The 17,323-nt window shown below is 72.6% G+C and carries 18 protein-coding genes; 10 read left to right on the top strand and 8 right to left on the bottom strand.

Features of this window, described 5'->3' with window-relative positions:
• Positions 1-4: 4 nt before the first annotated feature.
• Positions 5-1,162 (top strand): RNA polymerase sigma factor, encoded by a 1,158-nt coding sequence (locus OHA91_RS37575; RefSeq protein WP_328740892.1) that lies wholly within the window; start codon positions 5-7, stop codon positions 1,160-1,162.
• Between the two features lie 18 nt (positions 1,163-1,180).
• Here the strand turns inward: OHA91_RS37575 and OHA91_RS37570 are convergent, their stop codons facing one another.
• The 3 genes from OHA91_RS37570 to OHA91_RS37560 all read right to left on the bottom strand — a co-directional run bounded on the left by OHA91_RS37570 (position 1,181) and on the right by OHA91_RS37560 (position 4,094).
• Positions 1,181-1,738 carry a pyridoxamine 5'-phosphate oxidase family protein gene (locus tag OHA91_RS37570; RefSeq protein WP_031153767.1) on the bottom strand — a complete coding sequence of 186 codons (558 nt, stop codon included), beginning with the start codon at positions 1,736-1,738 and terminating at the stop codon, positions 1,181-1,183.
• Positions 1,739-1,932: 194 nt separating this feature from the next.
• Entirely contained in the window at positions 1,933-3,045 is a 1,113-nt protein-coding gene (locus OHA91_RS37565) for a serine hydrolase domain-containing protein (RefSeq protein ID WP_328741216.1), read from the bottom strand.
• 149 nt (positions 3,046-3,194) lie between these two features.
• Entirely contained in the window at positions 3,195-4,094 is a 900-nt protein-coding gene (locus OHA91_RS37560; protein WP_031153772.1) for an alpha/beta hydrolase, read from the bottom strand.
• A 90-nt stretch (positions 4,095-4,184) separates the two neighbouring features.
• On the opposite strand from OHA91_RS37560, the gene OHA91_RS37555 reads away from it, so the two are divergent.
• Entirely contained in the window at positions 4,185-4,805 is a 621-nt protein-coding gene (locus OHA91_RS37555) for a DJ-1/PfpI family protein (protein ID WP_408059217.1), read from the top strand.
• A 294-nt stretch (positions 4,806-5,099) separates the two neighbouring features.
• Here the strand turns inward: OHA91_RS37555 and OHA91_RS37550 are convergent, their stop codons facing one another.
• Positions 5,100-6,467, bottom strand: a complete 1,368-nt coding sequence (locus OHA91_RS37550; protein WP_328740890.1) for an acyl-CoA synthetase — start codon at positions 6,465-6,467, stop codon at positions 5,100-5,102.
• A 188-nt stretch (positions 6,468-6,655) separates the two neighbouring features.
• On the opposite strand from OHA91_RS37550, the gene OHA91_RS37545 reads away from it, so the two are divergent.
• Positions 6,656-7,144: an anthrone oxygenase family protein gene (locus OHA91_RS37545; protein WP_037633030.1), complete on the top strand. Its 489-nt coding sequence runs from the start codon at positions 6,656-6,658 to the stop codon at positions 7,142-7,144.
• Positions 7,145-7,187: 43 nt separating this feature from the next.
• On the opposite strand, the gene OHA91_RS37540 is transcribed toward OHA91_RS37545, so the two are convergent.
• A complete protein-coding gene (locus OHA91_RS37540; protein ID WP_328740889.1) occupies positions 7,188-7,754 on the bottom strand; it encodes an anthrone oxygenase family protein in 567 nt (188 codons plus the stop codon).
• Between the two features lie 428 nt (positions 7,755-8,182).
• Between OHA91_RS37540 and OHA91_RS37535 the strand changes: the two genes are divergently transcribed.
• Entirely contained in the window at positions 8,183-9,625 is a 1,443-nt protein-coding gene (locus OHA91_RS37535) for an MFS transporter (RefSeq protein ID WP_328740887.1), read from the top strand.
• Between the two features lie 43 nt (positions 9,626-9,668).
• Here the strand turns inward: OHA91_RS37535 and OHA91_RS37530 are convergent, their stop codons facing one another.
• Both OHA91_RS37530 and OHA91_RS37525 read right to left on the bottom strand, forming a co-directional pair.
• Positions 9,669-10,352, bottom strand: coding sequence for a response regulator (locus OHA91_RS37530; RefSeq protein WP_266504629.1), 684 nt, complete (start codon positions 10,350-10,352; stop codon positions 9,669-9,671).
• Between the two features lie 10 nt (positions 10,353-10,362).
• On the bottom strand, positions 10,363-11,574 hold the full coding sequence (locus tag OHA91_RS37525; RefSeq protein ID WP_328740886.1) for a sensor histidine kinase: 1,212 nt from the start codon (positions 11,572-11,574) through the stop codon (positions 10,363-10,365).
• Positions 11,575-12,001: 427 nt separating this feature from the next.
• On the opposite strand from OHA91_RS37525, the gene OHA91_RS37520 reads away from it, so the two are divergent.
• The 3 genes from OHA91_RS37520 to OHA91_RS37510 all read left to right on the top strand — a co-directional run bounded on the left by OHA91_RS37520 (position 12,002) and on the right by OHA91_RS37510 (position 13,744).
• Entirely contained in the window at positions 12,002-12,436 is a 435-nt protein-coding gene (locus OHA91_RS37520) for a hypothetical protein (RefSeq protein WP_266504632.1), read from the top strand.
• Positions 12,437-12,522: 86 nt separating this feature from the next.
• Positions 12,523-13,548 carry an SAM-dependent methyltransferase gene (locus OHA91_RS37515; protein ID WP_328740885.1) on the top strand — a complete coding sequence of 342 codons (1,026 nt, stop codon included), beginning with the start codon at positions 12,523-12,525 and terminating at the stop codon, positions 13,546-13,548.
• A gap of 73 nt (positions 13,549-13,621) precedes the next feature.
• A complete protein-coding gene (locus OHA91_RS37510) occupies positions 13,622-13,744 on the top strand; it encodes a hypothetical protein (protein WP_266504637.1) in 123 nt (40 codons plus the stop codon).
• 150 nt (positions 13,745-13,894) lie between these two features.
• Here the strand turns inward: OHA91_RS37510 and OHA91_RS37505 are convergent, their stop codons facing one another.
• Positions 13,895-14,050, bottom strand: coding sequence for a DUF6131 family protein (locus OHA91_RS37505; RefSeq protein WP_167344734.1), 156 nt, complete (start codon positions 14,048-14,050; stop codon positions 13,895-13,897).
• A 483-nt stretch (positions 14,051-14,533) separates the two neighbouring features.
• On the opposite strand from OHA91_RS37505, the gene OHA91_RS37500 reads away from it, so the two are divergent.
• The 3 genes from OHA91_RS37500 to OHA91_RS37490 all read left to right on the top strand — a co-directional run bounded on the left by OHA91_RS37500 (position 14,534) and on the right by OHA91_RS37490 (position 17,322).
• Positions 14,534-14,713, top strand: coding sequence for a CsbD family protein (locus tag OHA91_RS37500; RefSeq protein WP_031153795.1), 180 nt, complete (start codon positions 14,534-14,536; stop codon positions 14,711-14,713).
• Between the two features lie 221 nt (positions 14,714-14,934).
• Positions 14,935-15,708: a YhjD/YihY/BrkB family envelope integrity protein gene (locus tag OHA91_RS37495; RefSeq protein ID WP_037633065.1), complete on the top strand. Its 774-nt coding sequence runs from the start codon at positions 14,935-14,937 to the stop codon at positions 15,706-15,708.
• 183 nt (positions 15,709-15,891) lie between these two features.
• Complete coding sequence (locus tag OHA91_RS37490; protein WP_245240183.1) at positions 15,892-17,322, top strand: amidohydrolase family protein; 1,431 nt, start codon at positions 15,892-15,894, stop codon at positions 17,320-17,322.
• The last annotated feature ends 1 nt before the right edge of the window (position 17,323 follow it).

Below are 17,323 nucleotides of genomic sequence, written 5' to 3'. Positions count from 1 at the left end.
CGGGATGAACGAGGTCCTCCTGCGGAGCCTCACGCCCGGCGTGCTCGCCGTCCTCGTCCGCCGCGGAGCCGATTTCGCGGCGGCCGGCGCCGCCGTCCAGGACGCGCTGGTCGAGGCGGTCCGCGTCTGGCCCGACGACCCGCCGCGGGACGCGAAGGGCTGGCTGGTCACCGTGGCGTGGCGCCGGTTCCTCGACGCGACCCGGGCGGACGCCTCCCGCCGCCGGCGGGAGGACCTCGTCGACCGGGAGCCGACGCCCGGCCCCGCACCCGCGGCGGACGACACGCTCCAGCTCTACTTCCTGTGCGCGCACCCGTCGCTGACGCCGTCGTCCGCGGTCGCGCTCACGCTGCGGGCCGTCGGCGGGCTCAGCACCCGCCAGATCGCCCAGGCTTATCTGGTGCCCGAGGCGACCATGGCGCAGCGGATCAGCCGGGCCAAGCGCACCGTCTCCGGAGTGCGGTTCGACCAGCCCGGTGACGTCGCCACCGTGCTGCGCGTCCTGTACCTGGTGTTCAACGAGGGCTACTCCGGCGACGTCGACCTCGCTGCGGAGGCCATCCGGCTCACCCGGCAGCTGGCGGCCCGCGTGGACCATCCCGAGGTGGCGGGGCTGCTCGCGCTCATGCTGCTCCACCATGCCCGGCGGGCCGCTCGCACCGCGGCCGACGGCGGCCTGGTGCCGCTCGCCGGGCAGGACCGGGGCCGGTGGGACACGAGGATGATCGCCGAGGGCGTCGCGGTGCTGCAGGGGGCGCTGGCCCGCGACCGGCTGGGTGAGTTCCAGGCCCAGGCCGCCATCGCGGCGCTCCATGCGGACGCGCCCACCGCCGGGGAGACCGACTGGCCGCAGATCGTCGAGTGGTACGACGAGCTCGCACGCCTGACCGACAGCCCGGTCGTACGGCTCAACCGCGCGGTGGCCGTCGGCGAGGCCGACGGGCCGCGGGCCGGCCTGGCGGCGCTCGCGGCGGTGGACGGCACGCTGCCCCGCCACACCGCGGTGGCTGCGTACCTCCACGAGCGCGACGGTGACCCGGCGACGGCGGCGCGGCTGTACGCGGAAGCGGCCCTGAAGGCTCCGAACCTCGCCGAACGCGACCATCTGACGCGTCAGGCCGCCCGGATCAACGCCCGGCTGAACGCCGGCCCGTCCGGGTGAGTCGAGGGGTGGGCTTGCTCAGAAGGTCCACCGGGTGTGGCTGTAGACGCCGCCGTCGCGGCCGAACCCGTACGCCGTGGTCGGGGCCACCGCGAACACCACCGCGGTTCCCTGCCGGAACGCGTCGTCGATGCCGTGGAAGGTGCCCTCGGGGGAGGTGATGTGCGCACCGTACTTCGTCTCGTACGCCGTGATCACCTCCTCCAGCCGGGCAGGATCCGAGATCTGCTGCGCCCTGCCCTCGACCACGAGGTCCAGGCCTTCGGTGAGCGAGTTCCCCCCGGTGGTCAGCGCGCAGTGGCCGTCGTGCGCCAGGTTCTTCGCCTTCTGCTCCTCCGGTCCGGTGGAGAAGTACATGACCCCGTCGTGCCAGGCGGCGATCACGGGGGTGACGTGGAGGCGGCCGTCGGGCCGTACCGTGGACAGCCAGAAGATCTCGGCGGCGCCCAGCTGCCGCTCGGCCTCGGACCAGTCGGTGGCGGTGACGTCGGAGGCACCCGGGCGCGGGTTGAGCGCGGAGCTGTAGCGGGCGTCGAGTTCGGTCGTGGGCTGCTTGGCGGTTCCCTGCGACGGCATCGTGGGTCTCCTCCCTCTCCCCCGCGTCGGCGGCCGGCGCGGTCGGCGGGTATCGGCGTCGGCTCGCTGCCGAGAGGAACGAGCTCGTGCATCCTCGCCCGCGAGCGTGCCCGGCGGCGCCGTACGCGGCCGTCGGACCGGCCGGGGTCACCCGGCCGGTCGCGGGCTCGACCTGTTCGTGTGTGCGGTCATGGTCATTCCGGGGTGGCGGCGCACATCGCCGTCCGGTACAGCGTCGAGAGTGCGTCGTCGATGGGGTGGTGTTGCGGCCGGCCGGAAGAGTCCGGCCTGTTCCACCTCTCCAGATTGACGCCCACGGACATCTGGCGCTTGCCGTCGGCCCGGGTCAGGGACATCGTCCGCGCTCCCCACACCGTGCCGTCGTGGCCCCAGAAGGTGCCGCAGCCCGGGACGGTGACCTTGTGCAGGCCGAGGCCGTACTGGATGGTCGATCCGTCCAGGGCGCGGACCGGGATCGTGCGCTGCATCTCCGCCAGCGACCGCTGGTTGACGAGCCTGCCGTCGAGCAGCTTGGCGTAGAAGCGGTTGAGGTCCTCCATGGTCGATACGAGGGCGGCTCCCGTGCCCGTCCAGGACATGTCGTAGACGCTGTAGTCGCGCGGCGGGTCGAGCACGCCGTAGAGGGCTTCGTACATCCGTGAGTGCGGTCCGTCGATGCGCGTCCCGGACGGGAACTCGGTGTTCCGTAGCCCGGCGCGTTCGATGACGTGGTGGGTGATGTACTCCTCGGCCGTGGTTCCGGTCGCGTGTTCGAGGAGTTGGCCGAGGAGGAGGTAGTTGGTGTTGGAGTAGACCCCGGTGGCGGCTCCCGGTTCGCCGGCGGGAGGGGCCGCGAGTCCGAGCGCGATGAGCTCGGCCGGGCGGAACTGCCTGAACCGGTTGTCGTCGAGGCTCTTGGCCGAAGAAGGCGAGGGGAACGTCTGGAGGGACGGGAACGCGTAGGGGATGTAATCCGGAATGCCGCTGGTGTTGTTGAGCAGCATCCGGACTGTGATCTTCCTGCCGCGCTCTCCCGGCACGAGGGCCGGCAGGTAGTCGCCGATCGGGGCGTCGAGCCGGATCCGGCCCTGTTCGGCCTGCTGCATGACGGCGACGGCGGTGAAGGTCTTGGTGACGCTGCCGACGCGGTGGCGCATGTCGGGCCGTACGGGGCGGCCGGTGTCGAGATCGGCGACCCCGGAGGCGCCGCGCCAGGTCCGGCCCGTGTCCCCGCCGAAGACGCCGCCGCCGGAGGCGCGTACTTCTGCGTACAGTCCCGGCACCCCTGCCTGCCGGACCCCTTCCATGGCGGACTTCAGCGCCGCCCGGTCGGGGCCGGTCGAGGGGGTGGGGGCTGCGGCCAGCGTGCCCGCGCAGGCGGTCAGTACGGCCAGGGTCGCGCACAGTGCCGTTCGGATCTTCATGGTGTCCGTCCCTTCGTGATCGATGCGGGTGCTCACTCGGCGAGCGCGCGGCGCAGGGCCGCGGTGAGGTCGGCATTCTGGCGCTGGGACACGGCCGCGGAGAGGATCGCCTGCGAGCCGTGGAAGGTTCCGGGGTACTGGTGCAGTTCCACCGGTACGCCGGCCTGGAGCAGCCGCAGCGCGTAGGCGATGCCGTCGTCGCGGTTCGGGTCGAACTCCGAGGTGGCGATGTAGGCGGGCGGCAGGCCGGACAGGTCGGCGGCCCGGGCCGGGGCGGCGTACGGGGTGGCGGGCCGCGGGCCGAGGTAGTGCCGCCACGCCTGGGCGATCTTGCCGCGGTCCAGCCAGGGGGTGTCGGTGAAGTGCCGGGCCGACCAGGTCTCCTGACGGTCGTCGAGGCCGGCCTCGTTGAGCAGCTGGAAGCGGATCGGCGGCCCCTGCTCGTCGCGCGCCCGCAGGGCCGCCGCGGCCGCGAGCCCGGCGCCGGCGCTGTGCCCTGCGACCGCGATCCGTTCGGGGTCGATGCCGAGCTCGGCGGCGTGCTCGGCCGTCCAGGCCAATACGGCGTACGCGTCGTCCAGGGCGGCCGGGAAGCGGTGCTCGGGAGCCGCGCGGTAGTCGACCGAGATCACCACCGCGTCCGTGCTGTCGGCGATCCGGGCGGCCCACGGGTGCTCGGTCTCCAGGTCGCCCATGATGAGCCCGCCGCCGCGGAGCCATACGACGGCGCCGCCACGGGCGCGGTGCGGGCGGTAGATCCGTACGGGCACGGCGGGTTCACCGGGGACCGTGCGGTCCTCGATCTCCAGGCCGGCGAGGTCCGGGGCGGGGCGCGAGGCGGCCAGCCCGGCGTAGATCTTGCGGGCGGCGGCCGGGTCGGCCCAGTCGGTCTCGGGGAGGAAGGGGACGAAGGCTTCGAGTTCGGGATCCATGACGACCATCCTCACGGCCGCCGCCCGGTACATCACCCGTCAACTGTCTGACGTCCGGGGCCGATCGGCCGCCGATCGGCGCACGGGGTTGTGGGCGCACCACACGGTGCGCGGGGAACTCGGGCGTCGGTCCCTTCGACCCCCTGTGGGAGACGCGGGACACCGGTCGGCCGCCGTCCCGACCCCACGGACCGGGCGGTCGAGGTCCGGTACGTCACCACCTCCCGCCCCCGCTTCGTGCGGGCGTCGTACGGGACGCGGGTCGGCGTCGAACACGGCTGGGCCCCGCAGGAGGCCGACGTCGTCGTCGTACCGGGCGGCGGCTACGCCCGCCGCGAGAACCCCGGGGTGTGGGCGGAGATCCGGCGGGGCACCCTTCCGCGCGCGCTGGTTGCGGCGCCACGCTGCGGCCTCACCGTCGCCGCGCTGTGCACGGGCGTGATGCTGCTGGCGGCCGCCGGGCTGACCCGGGGCCGCCCCTGCACCACCCACCACACGGCGCGCCCGGACCTGGAGCGGGAGGGCGGCGTGCTGAAGAACGCGCGCGTGGTGGACGACGGCGATCTGGTGACGGCCGGAGGCATCACCTCCGGCCTGGAGCTCGCACTGTGGCTCGTGCGCCGCGAACTCGGCGCCGACGCGGCGACCGGCATCGAGGCCATGCTGGAGTACGAGGCCCGCGGCACGGTGTGGACCCGCACCCGGATCTGACCTCTCGGATCTCCGGCATCCGGAACGCCGCTCGGCGGTTCGACCGGAGGTCCGGGCTGGCGTCCGGCGCGCTGCTTCGACCCGACGTCCGTTCTGCCTGCGGATCGGAGCCTGCTCGTGACCGAAGCGGTCGGCGACGATCCATGAGCCGGCTCCAAGAGCGGCGAGACCTTCTCGCCCACTGGCGAGTGGGGCATCCGCTGCCGGCGGGGTCGCCGCACGTAGGCGGCGGGCCGAGGGCCGTTGCCGGGGCCGGCTCCGCCTCCTGCGGGGGGCACCGCGGGGCACGGGGGCTCAGGCGCGGTCGCCGGGCGCGGGAGGGTCCAGGAGCAGGCGCTTCTGGGGCTTGCCCATGGCGTTGCGCGGGATCGCCCCGACGAAGCGGACCTCGCGGGGGCGTTTGTGGACCGACAGGTGGGCGGCGACGAAGTCGGTGAGCTCGGCTCCCGTGACGCCCTCGGCGACGACGAACGCGACGATCCGCTGGCCGAGGTCCGCGTCGGGGACACCGACCACGGCCGCCTCCCGCACCCGGGGGTGGTCCAGGAGGGCGTTCTCGATCTCGCCCGCGCCGATCCGGTAGCCGCCCGACTTGATCATGTCGGTGGAGGCGCGGCCCACGATCCGGTGGACGCCGTCCTTCTCGTCGACGGCCGCGATGTCGCCCGTACGGAACCAGCCGTCCTCGGTGTACGCGGCGGCGGTCGCCTCGGGCCGGCCGAGGTAGCCGGAGAACAAGGTGGGTCCGGTCAGCTGGAGTTCGCCGATCTCCGCACCGTCCTCGGCCGCGATGCGGGTGGCGATGCCCGGCAGCGGGGTGCCGACGGTACCCGGGTGGAGGTCGCCGCCGGCCCGGCCGCTGACGGTGATCAGCGTCTCCGTCATCCCGTACCGCTCGACGATGCGGTGTCCGCTCGCGCCCTCGATGTCCCGGAAGACCGGCGCGGGCAGCGCCGCACTGCCCGACACCAGGAGCCGGGCCCCCGACAGGGCGGCAGCGGCGTGCGGCTCGCGGGCGATACGGGACCACACGGTCGGCACGCCGAAGTACAGGCTCCCGCCCGCGGCCGCGTACGCCTCGGGCGTCGGCCGGCCGGTGTGCACGAGGCGGCTGCCGGTGCGCAGGGCGCCGAGGACTCCGAGGACGAGACCGTGGACGTGGAACAGCGGGAGTCCGTGGACCAGGGTGTCGTCGGCGGTCCACTGCCAGGCCTCGGCGAGGGCGTCCAGGTCGGCGGTGATCGCGGCGCTGCTGAGGACCACGCCCTTGGGGGCGCCGGTGGTACCGGAGGTGTAGAGGATCAGCGCGGGATCGTCGGGGGTGCGCACGGCGGCGGGGGCGGGGGTCCTGTCCGAGCGGCGGGCGAAGTCGACCTCGATGGTGCGGGCCCCGGAGTCGCGCAGGATGTGGCCGAGCTCGGCCGGACCCGCGTCGGGCGGCAGCGGAACGCACGGCACGCCGGCGAGCAGCGCGCCGACCACGGCGGCCACCGTCTCCAGGGAGGCCGTCGCGGTCACCGCGAACGCGGGGACCCCCGATGCGGCGAGATCGGCGGCCACCTGGCGGGCGGCCGCCAGGAGTTCCTCGTAGGAGGCGGTACGGCCGGCGACGGTGACGGCGTCCGCGCGGTCCCCGTGGACACCGGTGAGGGCGGTCAGCATGGCGGGCGGCTCCGTTCGGCGGTGGTGTGGGGTGCTGGGAGTGCTGGGAGGTCGAGGCGCTGGGAGGTGACGCGAAGGCCGGGCCAGCCTACGCGGGCTCGAACCGGTCCCCCGCACCCTATGATCGGCGGGACTTGACCGTTCGAAGACCAGTTCTCGACCTGATTCTCGATCCGGGGGAGCCCCACGTGGAAACGGCACGGTTGGCGACGATGATCGCCGCGACGATCACCATCGGCTGGATGAGCGGCCTCTTCTACGGCTTCTCCGTATCCGTGATGCCGGGGCTCCGGGTGGCCGGCGACCGCACCGTCATCGAGACCATGCAGCGGATCAACGTGGCGATCCTCAACGGCTGGTTCCTGCTGGGTTACGTCGGCGCGCTCGTCTTCAGCGCGGCCGCGGTGGTGCTCCACGCCGTCGGCAGCGGCGGTCGGGACGCGCTGGGGCCGCTGATCGGCGCACTCGTCGCGTACCTCGCGGCGATGGTCGTGACGGCCAGGATCAACATCCCGCTGAACAACGCCCTGGAACAGGCCGGCCCGGTCGACCGCATCGGCGACCCCCCGGCGGTCCGCCGCGCCTTCGAAGGGCCGTGGGTACGCGCCAACGTGTGGCGGGCCGTGCTGTGCACGATCGCCCTCGGCCTCCTCGCCTGGGCGCTGGTCCTGCACTGACGCGCCGGGGAGGGTGCCGGGGCCGGCCGGGCCGGGCGGGCGTTCAGCGGGTGGTGCGGCCGTGGAGGAGCAGGGCGCGGGCGAGGGCGGCCAGGGCGGTGGTGCACAGCAGCGTGCGGATGATGTTGGTGGTCACCCAGGTCGTCCTGAACCGCTCGACGATCTCGAAGTCCTTCATCCCGGCGACGTCGCCGGCGTCCGCGAGCTCGTTGTTGAGGGGGATGTTCACGGTGAAGGTGACCAGCAGGACGACGAGGTAGGCCGCGGCGGCCGCGCCCACCCACAGGGCGGCCGCCCGCCGCCCGCCGCGGAACTCCAGGACCGCCGACAGCACGGCGGCCACCAGCGCCAGCAGGAACACCATCCCGAAGAGCGGGTTGCCGTCGATGGCCTTGTTGAAGGCACGCATCGCCGTGACGTACGTCTGCTCGTCCCCCGCCGCGAGCCCGGGCATCACGGAGACGTCGAACGCGAAGAACAGCCCGGCCATCAGGCCCACCAGGACCGTGGCGACGGTCAGCACGGCGCCGGCCAGTCGGTTGCCCCTCGCGGGCGGAGCAGGCTGGCTGGACTGTGCGGGCGGTACGAACGGCGACGGACCGGCAGACATGCGATGTACGTCCTCTCCCCGAGCAATGGCGCGCAACGACGGCGCGTTCCGGACGCGAAGGACCGATCTTGACATCAACTGATCACAATTCCGAGTGAGTTGGGACGACGTTTGAGCGAATCTTTAGGCACCTCGCAGCGGTGGCGCCGACGGCACCGCCGGCCGTGGTGCACGCCAGGTCCATCCGTCCGGGCATGGAAACCGCCTCTCTGTGCCGGGAGCACGCTGACCGCATGCGTGTCGCATCGCACCGCACCGCAACCTCCGAGCGCCGGCGGGCCGCCGAACCCGGGAAACCGCGATCACGCGCGACGCGGCGCGCCGCGTGGAACTGCGGACCGTCGCGGGCGCCTCCACAATGGGACGAGGGCGCGCGTGCGGCCGTCGGCCGTGCCGCCGCGACCGCGTCGGCCGAGAGGAACGCCCTCATGCGCGCTGAGTCTTCGCCGACCGCGCGGAGGAAGGGGGCCTTCGTCGCGGTCGCCCTCGCCCTGTTCTGCATCCAGCTCGACTTCTTCGCGCTCAACCTCGCCATTCCCGGCATCTCGGCGGAGCTCGGCATCACGGTCTCGGCCGCGCAGTGGACCCTGTCCGCGTACATGCTCGCCATCGGCTGCTTCTTCATCGTCGGCGGCCGGGTGGGGGACGTCTTCGGCCGGCGCGGCACTCTGCTGGCCGGGACGGCCCTGTTCGCGGCCGGTTCCGTCGGCTGCGCGCTGGCTCCCGGCCTCGGGCCGCTGGTGGCGGCCCGGGTCGCGCAGGGGGTGGGCGCGGCCTTCGTCTTCCCCGTGTCCGTGGCCGTGATCACCAACACCTTTCCGGAGGAGACCCGGGCCAAGGCCCTGGGCGCGGTGTTCGGAGTCGCCAACATAGGGACCGCGCTCGGGCCCTTCGTGGGTGGGGGCCTCACCGAGGGTCCCGGCTGGCGATGGATCTTCTGGCTGATGGCGCCGCTGAGCGCGCTCTCGCTGCTGATCGCCCTCGTCTGCGTACCGGACTCGCGCGACGCGTCGGCGCCGCGCCAGCTCGACCTCCTCGGCTGCGCCCTGATCGTGTGCTCGCTGGCGGCCCTGACGCTGGCCGTGGAGCGCGGTGACGCCTGGGGCTGGGAGAGCGCCCGCACCCTCGCCTTCTTCGCCGTGGCCGTGGCGGCCGGCGGGCTGTTCGTCGTACGGGAGCGGCGCGCCCGGCACCCGCTGGTCGATCTGCGGCTGTTCCGCAACATCCCGTACGTGCTGGTCACGGCGATGGGATCGCTCACGAACATGGGCTACGGCGTCACCGTCTTCCTCGCCACGCTCTACCTCCAGGGCGTACGCGGGCTCTCGCCGCTCGTGGCGGGCACGGTGTTCCTGGCCCCGGCCCTGCTGGTGGCGCTCAGCGGGCCGCTCGGTGTGCGGCTGGGCCGGCACATGCGGGCGACCGCGGTGATGGCACTGGCGGGGGCCGTAGCGGGGACGGGAATGTACGCGCTGGCCGGGGTCGGCGCGTGGTGGCTTTACGTGCCGGTGTTCGCGTGGTGCGGCCTGGGCCTGGGGCTGGGCTGGACCTACTCCAGCGTGGCGACGCAGCAGGTCGTCGCACCGGCCAGGGCGGGCGAGGCGTCGGGCGTCCTGCTGACGTTCCTGGTCACGCTGGGCGCGATTGCCCTGGCGGGGGCGGCTGCGGCGATCTCGGCCATGACCCCGCAGCGGCCGCCCGAGGAGGCCTACGACGCGATCCTGCGCCTGGGCGGGGTGGTCGTCGTCGCGGCGGCGGCGGTCGTCATGGTCGTACGCCACCGGCTCGTGGCACTGGGCAAGGTGCCACCGCTGTCGATGCGGGTCGGTGACGGACCGCGACCGCGCCACGAGGAGGACCGGCGGCCCTGAGCCGGGCCGCCGTCAGGGGCCGGGCTGTCAGGGCCGGGCTCGGTCAGGGCAGCGCGGTCGGGCCGCCCGGGGTCACGAGGGCGGTCTCGTACGCGAAGACGACGACCTGGGCACGGCTGGAGAGGCCGAGCTTGGCCATCGCGCGGTTGAGGTGGGTCTTCACGGTGGCTTCGCTGATGAAGAGCTGCTGGGCGACGTCCGTGTTGGTCGCTCCCGTGGCCACGAGCCGCAGCACGTCGCGTTCACGGCTGGTGACGGTGTCCCATTCCGGGGCGATCGTCCTCGGCGACGCCGGTCCCGGGTGGTACGCCTCGATCAGGCGCCTGGTGACGGTCGGCGCGAAGAGCATGTCGCCCGAGGCTACGGTGTGGATGGCGGCGACCAGCCGCTCCGGGGGCGTCTCCTTGAGGAGGAACCCGCAGGCGCCCGCGCGCAGGGCGTTGTAGACGTATTCGTCCAGGTCGAAGGTGGTCAGGACGAGGATCCTCGGAGCACTGTCACCCGCCGCGGCCCTGCCGAGGATGTGTTCCATCGCGGTGATGCCGTCGGTACCCGGCATCCGCAGGTCCATGAGGATGACGTCGGGTGCGGTGGTCTCGGCCAGTCGGACGGCTTCGTCCCCGTCGCACGCCTCGCCGACCACGGTCAGGCCGGGCGCGGCGTTGAGCAGGGAGACGAGTCCGGCGCGGATCAGTACCTGATCGTCGACCACCAGTACCGTGGGCATCGGGAAATCCTCATCGGGAACGGGCGTCCCCGGAACCCGGGGCCGGGCGACCGTCCGGCCGGTCACCGGCGGTGGGTGCCGGAAGGACGAGTCGCACCTCGAATCCACCGGGGGCGCGGCGGCCGGCGGTGACCGACCCGCCGTAGATCTTCGCGCGTTCCCGCATCCCGATCAAGCCGTGACCAGCTGTGATCACGGTTTTTGGCCGGAACGCGCCGCTTCCTTCGTCGCCGCTTCCTTCGTCGGCGCTACCCTCGTCGGCGCTTCCCTCGTCGGTGACGGTCACGACGACGGTGCGGCTCTCGTAGCGGATGATGACGGCGGCGCTGGTGGGCCCCGCGTGCTTGAGCACGTTGGTCAGTGCCTCCTGGATCACCCGGTAGACGCAGAGTGCCATGCCCTGCGGGAGGCGCACGGGGGAACCGACGACCTCCATGGTGACCTGGACCCCCGCGCCCCGCACCCGGTCGAGGAGTCTGTCGAGCAGGTCCAGCCCGGGGGCGGGGGCATAGGCGCCGCCCCCGGGCTCCAACGCTCCGGGGTCGTCCGGATCCGCCCGCCCTTCCGACTGGTCCTCCTGGCCGACACGCAGCAGGAAGAGCATGCGGCGCATCTCCTCCAGCGCTTCCCTGCTGGTGCCGGCGATGGTGTCGAGGGCCTGCCGGCTGGACGCCGGGTCGGTGGGGAACACGTACGAGGCCATCCCGGCCTGCAACGAGATCACGGACATGTGGTGCGCGACCACGTCGTGGAGTTCGCGCGCTATGCGTACCCGTTCCTCGGTGAGGGCCCGGCGGGCGTTCTCCTCCTGCTGCCGGCGCAGTTGGAAGGTGAGCTCGGCGAACTGCCGGTTGCGTTCGGCGAGTCGGCCCGAGCCGCGACCGACGACGAACACCACCGCCGGGAACAGGACGGCCTGGGCGAGGACGGTGGGCATGGAGCTGTTCTCCGCGTTGGCCAGCCCGGCGTACACCCAGGTACCGGTCACGACCGCCGCGCACGCGACGGACGTACGCAGGGTGCGGGTCGCCGCCACCGTGTACAGGCCCAGGAGCGGTGGCATCGAATTGACCACGGGCCAGTACCCGCAGGTGATGAACACGACCCACAGCGCGCTGCTGGCGGCGAATGCCGCGACGGGCGCGATCCGACGGGCGAGCAGCACCAGACCCACCAGAACGGTCAGGACCGCGCCCAGCTCGTCCAACGGCTGCCATCCCACCGGCGGTTGCTCCCGGCCCAGCAGAAGTCCCGCGCCGGCATAGCCCAGCGCGAGCGCCGAGTCGATGGCCAGGGACCGGTACCGGACCGGAAACGGGAACGGGAACGGGAACCGATGTCTGTGGCCTTCCGCGAGCCTGTCGCGCAACCCCAATCCAGCGTGCATCGGCGCAGCCTACGGGTCGTGGCCCGGCCTGGGCCATGGGCCCCGGGCACGACGGGCTCTACCGCGTCCGCATGCCCCTGCTACCGCGGGAGTTGCAGGCCCGGCGGCCGCCACCCGCACCGGGTGGAGATCCGGATCATCCCGGTGCGTGCCGCGCGGCGGCCCGCAACCAGCCTAGTTTTCTGTCTCGCCGGGCCGCAGGAACACACGGCGGCGGCACCTCAATCGATCCTCTGCATCCCCCGGAAAGGGAGACACAGCCATGACCATCGTCGTGAAGCGCGCGCTCTTCGGAGCCTCAGCCCTTGCCTCCGCCCTCGTCGTCGGGCTGGCCGGCACGGCCAGCGCCGCCACCATCGGCTTCAACAAGACCTCCACCAGCGGTAAGGCCGAGGTCGGCGGCACGTACGAGTACCACGTGGCGGGCTCGATCCCCGGTTCGCAGGAGAAGCTCTACGCCGGGTCGTTCCAGGGCGCCTACGCCAAGGACAAGGTGGCGGGCGACGGGTACGAGGCCGTGCTCGCCCTGTCCTACCAGGACTGGGTGGGCGGTGCCTGGGTGCCGGTGAAGAACAAGGTGGCGGTGGTCAACGGCTCGAAGAGCTGGACCTTCAAGAACAAGAAGGACGTGAAGGCGTACGCCTGCGACCGCAAGGTGGGCACCACGAAGCTCGTGAACTGCCGCGCGGCCTTCTAGGCCGTCTCTTTCGGATCTTGCCACCGCGAGGGGGTGGGCGCGGCCGCGGCCGCGCCCACCCCCTCTTGGCCTGCTTGAATGACCGGATGGATCTTGAGACGCTCCGGGCCCTGCTGGCCGATGAAGGCCAGCAGGTGCTGGCCGCCCTGCAGGCCGACGACCCGGTCGGGGAGGCCGCGACGGTGGCCGGCCTGCTGCGCGAACATCCTGCCGCACTGGTGTCCGCCGCCCGGGAGCAGGTCCGGTTGCGTCGGCGGGCCGCGGCGAAGTACGGGGAGTACGCGGCCCGCCTGTACTTCACCCCCGACAGCGTCGAGCTGTCGTCCCACCTCGCCGTGTCCGAGTACAAGCTGGACCGCGTCCTGCACGAGGTCGGCGTCGTGCTGATCGACGCGATGTGCCTCGGCAGCGGCGCCGACGCCCTCGTACTGGGCTGGTCGCACCACACCGACGCCGTCGACGCGGACCCGCTGACCGTCGAGATCGCCAGGGCGAACCTGCCGGGAATGCACGACGCGAACCTCTACCCGACCTGCGAGGACGTCACGGAGTTCGACAGCCGGGGCGAAGCCGTGTTCATCGACCTGATGCGGCGGGACGGGCCGGACGGGGTACCGGATGCCGAAACCTACGATCCGCCGCTGTCCTGGGCGTTGGACCGGGTGCGGACGACCGGTTACGGCTGGGTCAGGCTCGCGCCGGATCTTCCGGGCCAGGTCCCGCCGACCGGCCTCGCAGGGGCCGACGAGGTGGAGTGGATCTCCCATGAGGGACGGATCCAGGAAGCGGTGGTGTGGTTCGGCCTTGACGTGCAGCGGACGCCCTCGCCCGTCCCGGTGCGCAGGGCCACCGTGCTGCCCTCCGGTGCGTCGCTCATGGAGCGCCGCAACCTGTCGGCGCCGGACGTGCGGCCGATCGGCCGCTACCTGTACGTGCCCGACCCCGCCGTCGTCCACGCCCGCCTGGTCGGCGAGCTCGCCCGCGAAGTCGCCGGCGGTCTCGTCGAAGGGGGCGGGTCCCTCCTCACCTCCGACGAGTTGCACCGCACGCCCTTCGCCGCCGTGTACGAGGTCGGCGCCGCGCTGCCCCTCGACGGCACGCGCATCCCCTGAAGGTGACGACCGGGCCCGCCCGAATTCGTCGCCCGCAAGGCGTTGTCCGGCGCAGCGCGGGCAGGCGCGGGACATGACGACTGTGAGTACGACTGCGAGTGCGAGTGTCGTGGACGCCCCGGTCTGGGTCCACCTGGCCGTGATGGCGGCGGCGATCCTCATCCTGGTCTACAACCTGGCGAGGGACAGCCGGTAGCCGGTGTCGCGCAGAGCCGGCGCTGTGGCGAAGACGATCTTCGCCATCACCGCGTCGGTGCCGTGCTCGGCGGAAGGTCATGCGGCCCAACGTACCGAGGCCTGCCCGGTCATGATCGACCGGACAGGCCCGATTCGGCCACCTCGTGGTCTACCAATAATGGCGTCGGCCGCCGACCGCGTGCCCGACCGAGCCCAGGATCCACAGCGCCGCGCCCACCACGAGCAGGATGACCCCGAGGGTCCACAGGAAGGAGACCCCGGTCAGGAATCCGATGAGCAGGAGGATCAACCCGACGGCAATCATGAGTACCTCATTCTCGCGTTGGAAATGTCGGCGGAACGGTCGGAACCGCCGTGGCGCTTCAGACGCCGTCTGCCCTCGAAAACCGCGCGTATCCGTGCCCCTCCCGATCCGCCGCGACTGATTGGAACGCGTCCGGCCGGGCAGACGCAGAAGCGCGCGTACGGCGCACGACCACCCTCGAGGGCGAAAGAGACCGAGGTGAACCGTATGGACCGGAAGGCGTCCGAAACAGAATCCGAAGGCTCCGGGCCGACGCCCCGGAAGCCCGACCCGACTCCCCGGGACCCCGCGCACGCGCAACGCGGCCCTCGGCCGGGCGAGCCGCGTCCCGCTCCCGCCCAGCCGTCTCCCAGCGAGCGGCCGGCGGCCGCCGAGCCGCCCGACTAGGACGGCGAGCCGGACGGTCCACCGCGCGTTGCGGGGCACTCCCTGCGGACGCATGGTGGGCAGTGCATTCCCCCTTCACTCAAGGAGCACCTCGTCATGAGCAAGGCAAAGGGCAAGACCAAGCAGATCAAGGGCAAGCTCAAGGAGACCGCGGGCGACGCGATGGACGACAAGCGCATGCAGGCGGAAGGCAGCGCCGAGCGGATGACCGGCAAGGCGGAGGAGATGGCCTCGGAGGCCGCGGACAGGACCAAGAAGGGCATGCGCAAGTCCTGACCGGCGCACCTCCGCACGACAGACCGAGGAGGGGGCCGGGCCGTCGTCCCGACGGGCCCGGCCCCCTCCCCTGTCACCCCGACGGTGGATTCCGGGGCACCGGAGTCCTAGCGTGGGAGCAACAGCTGGAGCGGCCATGCTCGCCACATCGCCCTCGCCCGAACCCGCCCGCTCGACATGACGGGGTTGCCGTGCCGAGCCGGCCGTCGCCCTTCGGGCGCATACGCAGTACCTACCGCCGGGCCCGGGCCGGGCGCCGCTGGGTGCGCGTCCGTGAGGCCGAGCTGTGGCAGCGTTCGCTGGGGTTCGCCGCGCTCGGATTCCTGACGCTGGTACCGCTGCTGGTCGTCGTGTCCGCGGCGAACACGGCCGGCGGGGAGGAATTCGCCCAATGGCTGGGCGACGGGCTCGGCGTGTCGCCGGCCGCCCGGGCTCAGATCGCCGACCTCTTCGCTCTGCCGGGACAGGCATGGCGTACCACGACGGCCTTCGGCCTCGCTCTGCTCGCCGTGTTCGGGCTGTCCTTCGGCACCATGCTGCAGGCCGGGTACGAGAAGATCTGGGACCTGCCGCCGACCCGCTGGTGGGCCAAGTGGCGGCACGTGGTGTGGCTCGCCGCGCTGGTCGGCTTCCTGTACCTGTCGGCCATCACCCCGCCGTGGCGGGAGTCCTCCGCCCGCGGCGTCGTCACGGTGGCGATCGGCACGCTGTTCTTCTGGTGGTCGCAGCGGCTGCTGCTGGGCGGGCGGGTCGCGTGGACCGCGCTCCTGCCCGGGGCCGTGGCCACCATGCTCGGGCTGCTGGGCCTGCGGGTCTTCTCCCGTTTCGTCTTCTCCCCGCTGATCGCGTCCAGCGCCGTCACGTACGGTCCCTTCGGCACCGTCCTCGTCATCCAGAGCTGGCTCGTCGGCGTGGGAGTCGTCGTCTTCGGCGGGGCGCTCGCGGGCCGGCTGGTCCACGACGAGCTGCTGCGCCGGACCCCGCCGGACGGGTGAGGCACGGCAACATGGCCGGTTCATGTCTGGCGGACGACGGAAACGGAAAAAGTTTTCCGCCGACGCCCATCGAATGGCCGTTCGCTGGGAATGCTGCGTGTGATCTCCCGCCCCTGCCCGACGCCCCGTCCGAGCGTCGCCGGGGCGGGCCTTCCGTTCTGCGCCCTCGGGAGGTAACACGTCATGCATTCCACCCCCACCCCGCCCGCGCCCCCCAGCCGGCGCGATCTCCTCACCGGCCTCGGCCTGGCCGCTGCCGCGCCGCTCCTCCTCGGTGTCACCGCCCGCCGCACGGCCCCGGACCCCCTGCCCGGCCGGCCCGCGCCGGCCGGCGGGACGGTCCTGCTGCGTGGGGCGTCCCTCGTCCTCACCATGGACCCCGCCGTCGGCAGCGGGCCTCTCGGGGCCCTTGAGAACGCCGACGTCCTGATGCGGGGCGGCGCCATCGCCGCCGTCGGCACGGCTCTCCAACGGCCGCCCGGAGCCCGGGTGGTGGAGGCCTCGGGCAAGCTGGTCATGCCGGGGTTCGTCGACACCCACACGCACCTCTGGCAGGCGGTGATCCGCGGCGGCTGTACCGACCGCGACCTGTTCGGCTGGTTCGCGGGGTGTACCGACCCCCAGCGCGGACGGCTCACCCCCGCGGCCCTCCACAGCTTCGTGCGGCTCGCCGCCCTCGACGCCGTCCAGTCGGGCGTCACCACGCTGGTGGACTGGGTCGACATCTTCGCCTACGACCTCGTGGAGAGTTACGTACGCGCCCTGGCCGGCACCGGGGTCCGCTTCACCTACGCGATGTTCCCGCCCAAGCCGGACGCGGTGCTGGTCTCGAAGGTGAAGAAGGAACTCGTCGATCCGGTGCCACTGGGTTCCTTCCAGGTGGCCACGCACGCGGCGCGGGCCGTCCAGGACCTCAACCGGGCGCACTGGGAGGCCGCCCAGGAGCTGGGCGTCATGCTCAACTCCCATGTGCTGGAACGCCCCGAGCAGCGCGCGGACGACCCCATCGGGGTCCTCGGCGACATCGGCGCGCTGGGCCCGCGGCTCCTGATCAACCACGCCGTCCACCTGACCGACGCCGAGATCGCCGCCGTCGCCGAACACGACGTACGGGCGGCCCACTGCCCCCTGAGCAACATGCGGCTGGCCTCCGGCATCATGCGGCTGGCCGAATTCGGACGTCGTGGTGTGAAGGTCGGGCTCGGCCTGGACGGCGGGACCAACGACAGTTCGGACTTCCACGCGCTGATGAAGACGGCCGTCGGCCTGCAGCGCGCCCGGGCCACGGACGCCGGGGTGTTCCCGCAGGTGCAGGACGTCTTACGGATGGCCACGCTGGGCGGCGCCGAAGCGCTCGGCATCGCCGACCGGGTGGGCTCGCTGACGCCGGGCAAGCGGGCCGACGTCGTCGTCATCGACCCGGCCGCCCTGAACTTCGCACCGCGCTTCGACTGGGTCGGCCAGATCGTCTTCAACGGGCGGCCCGAGAACATAGAAGCGGTGTTCGTGGACGGACGGGCGCTGAAGTTCGACGGCCGGCTGGTCGACATCGACACGGGCCGTGTCGTCCGCGAGGCGGAGGCGGCCGCCACCCGCCTCCGGGCGGCCGGATAGC

It is taken from the genome of Streptomyces erythrochromogenes, assembly GCF_036170895.1.
GTDB classification, from domain to species: Bacteria; Actinomycetota; Actinomycetes; order Streptomycetales; family Streptomycetaceae; genus Streptomyces; species Streptomyces erythrochromogenes.
Note: the sequence above shows the minus strand (reverse complement) of the source record. Positions and strands in the feature narration are given on the sequence as shown.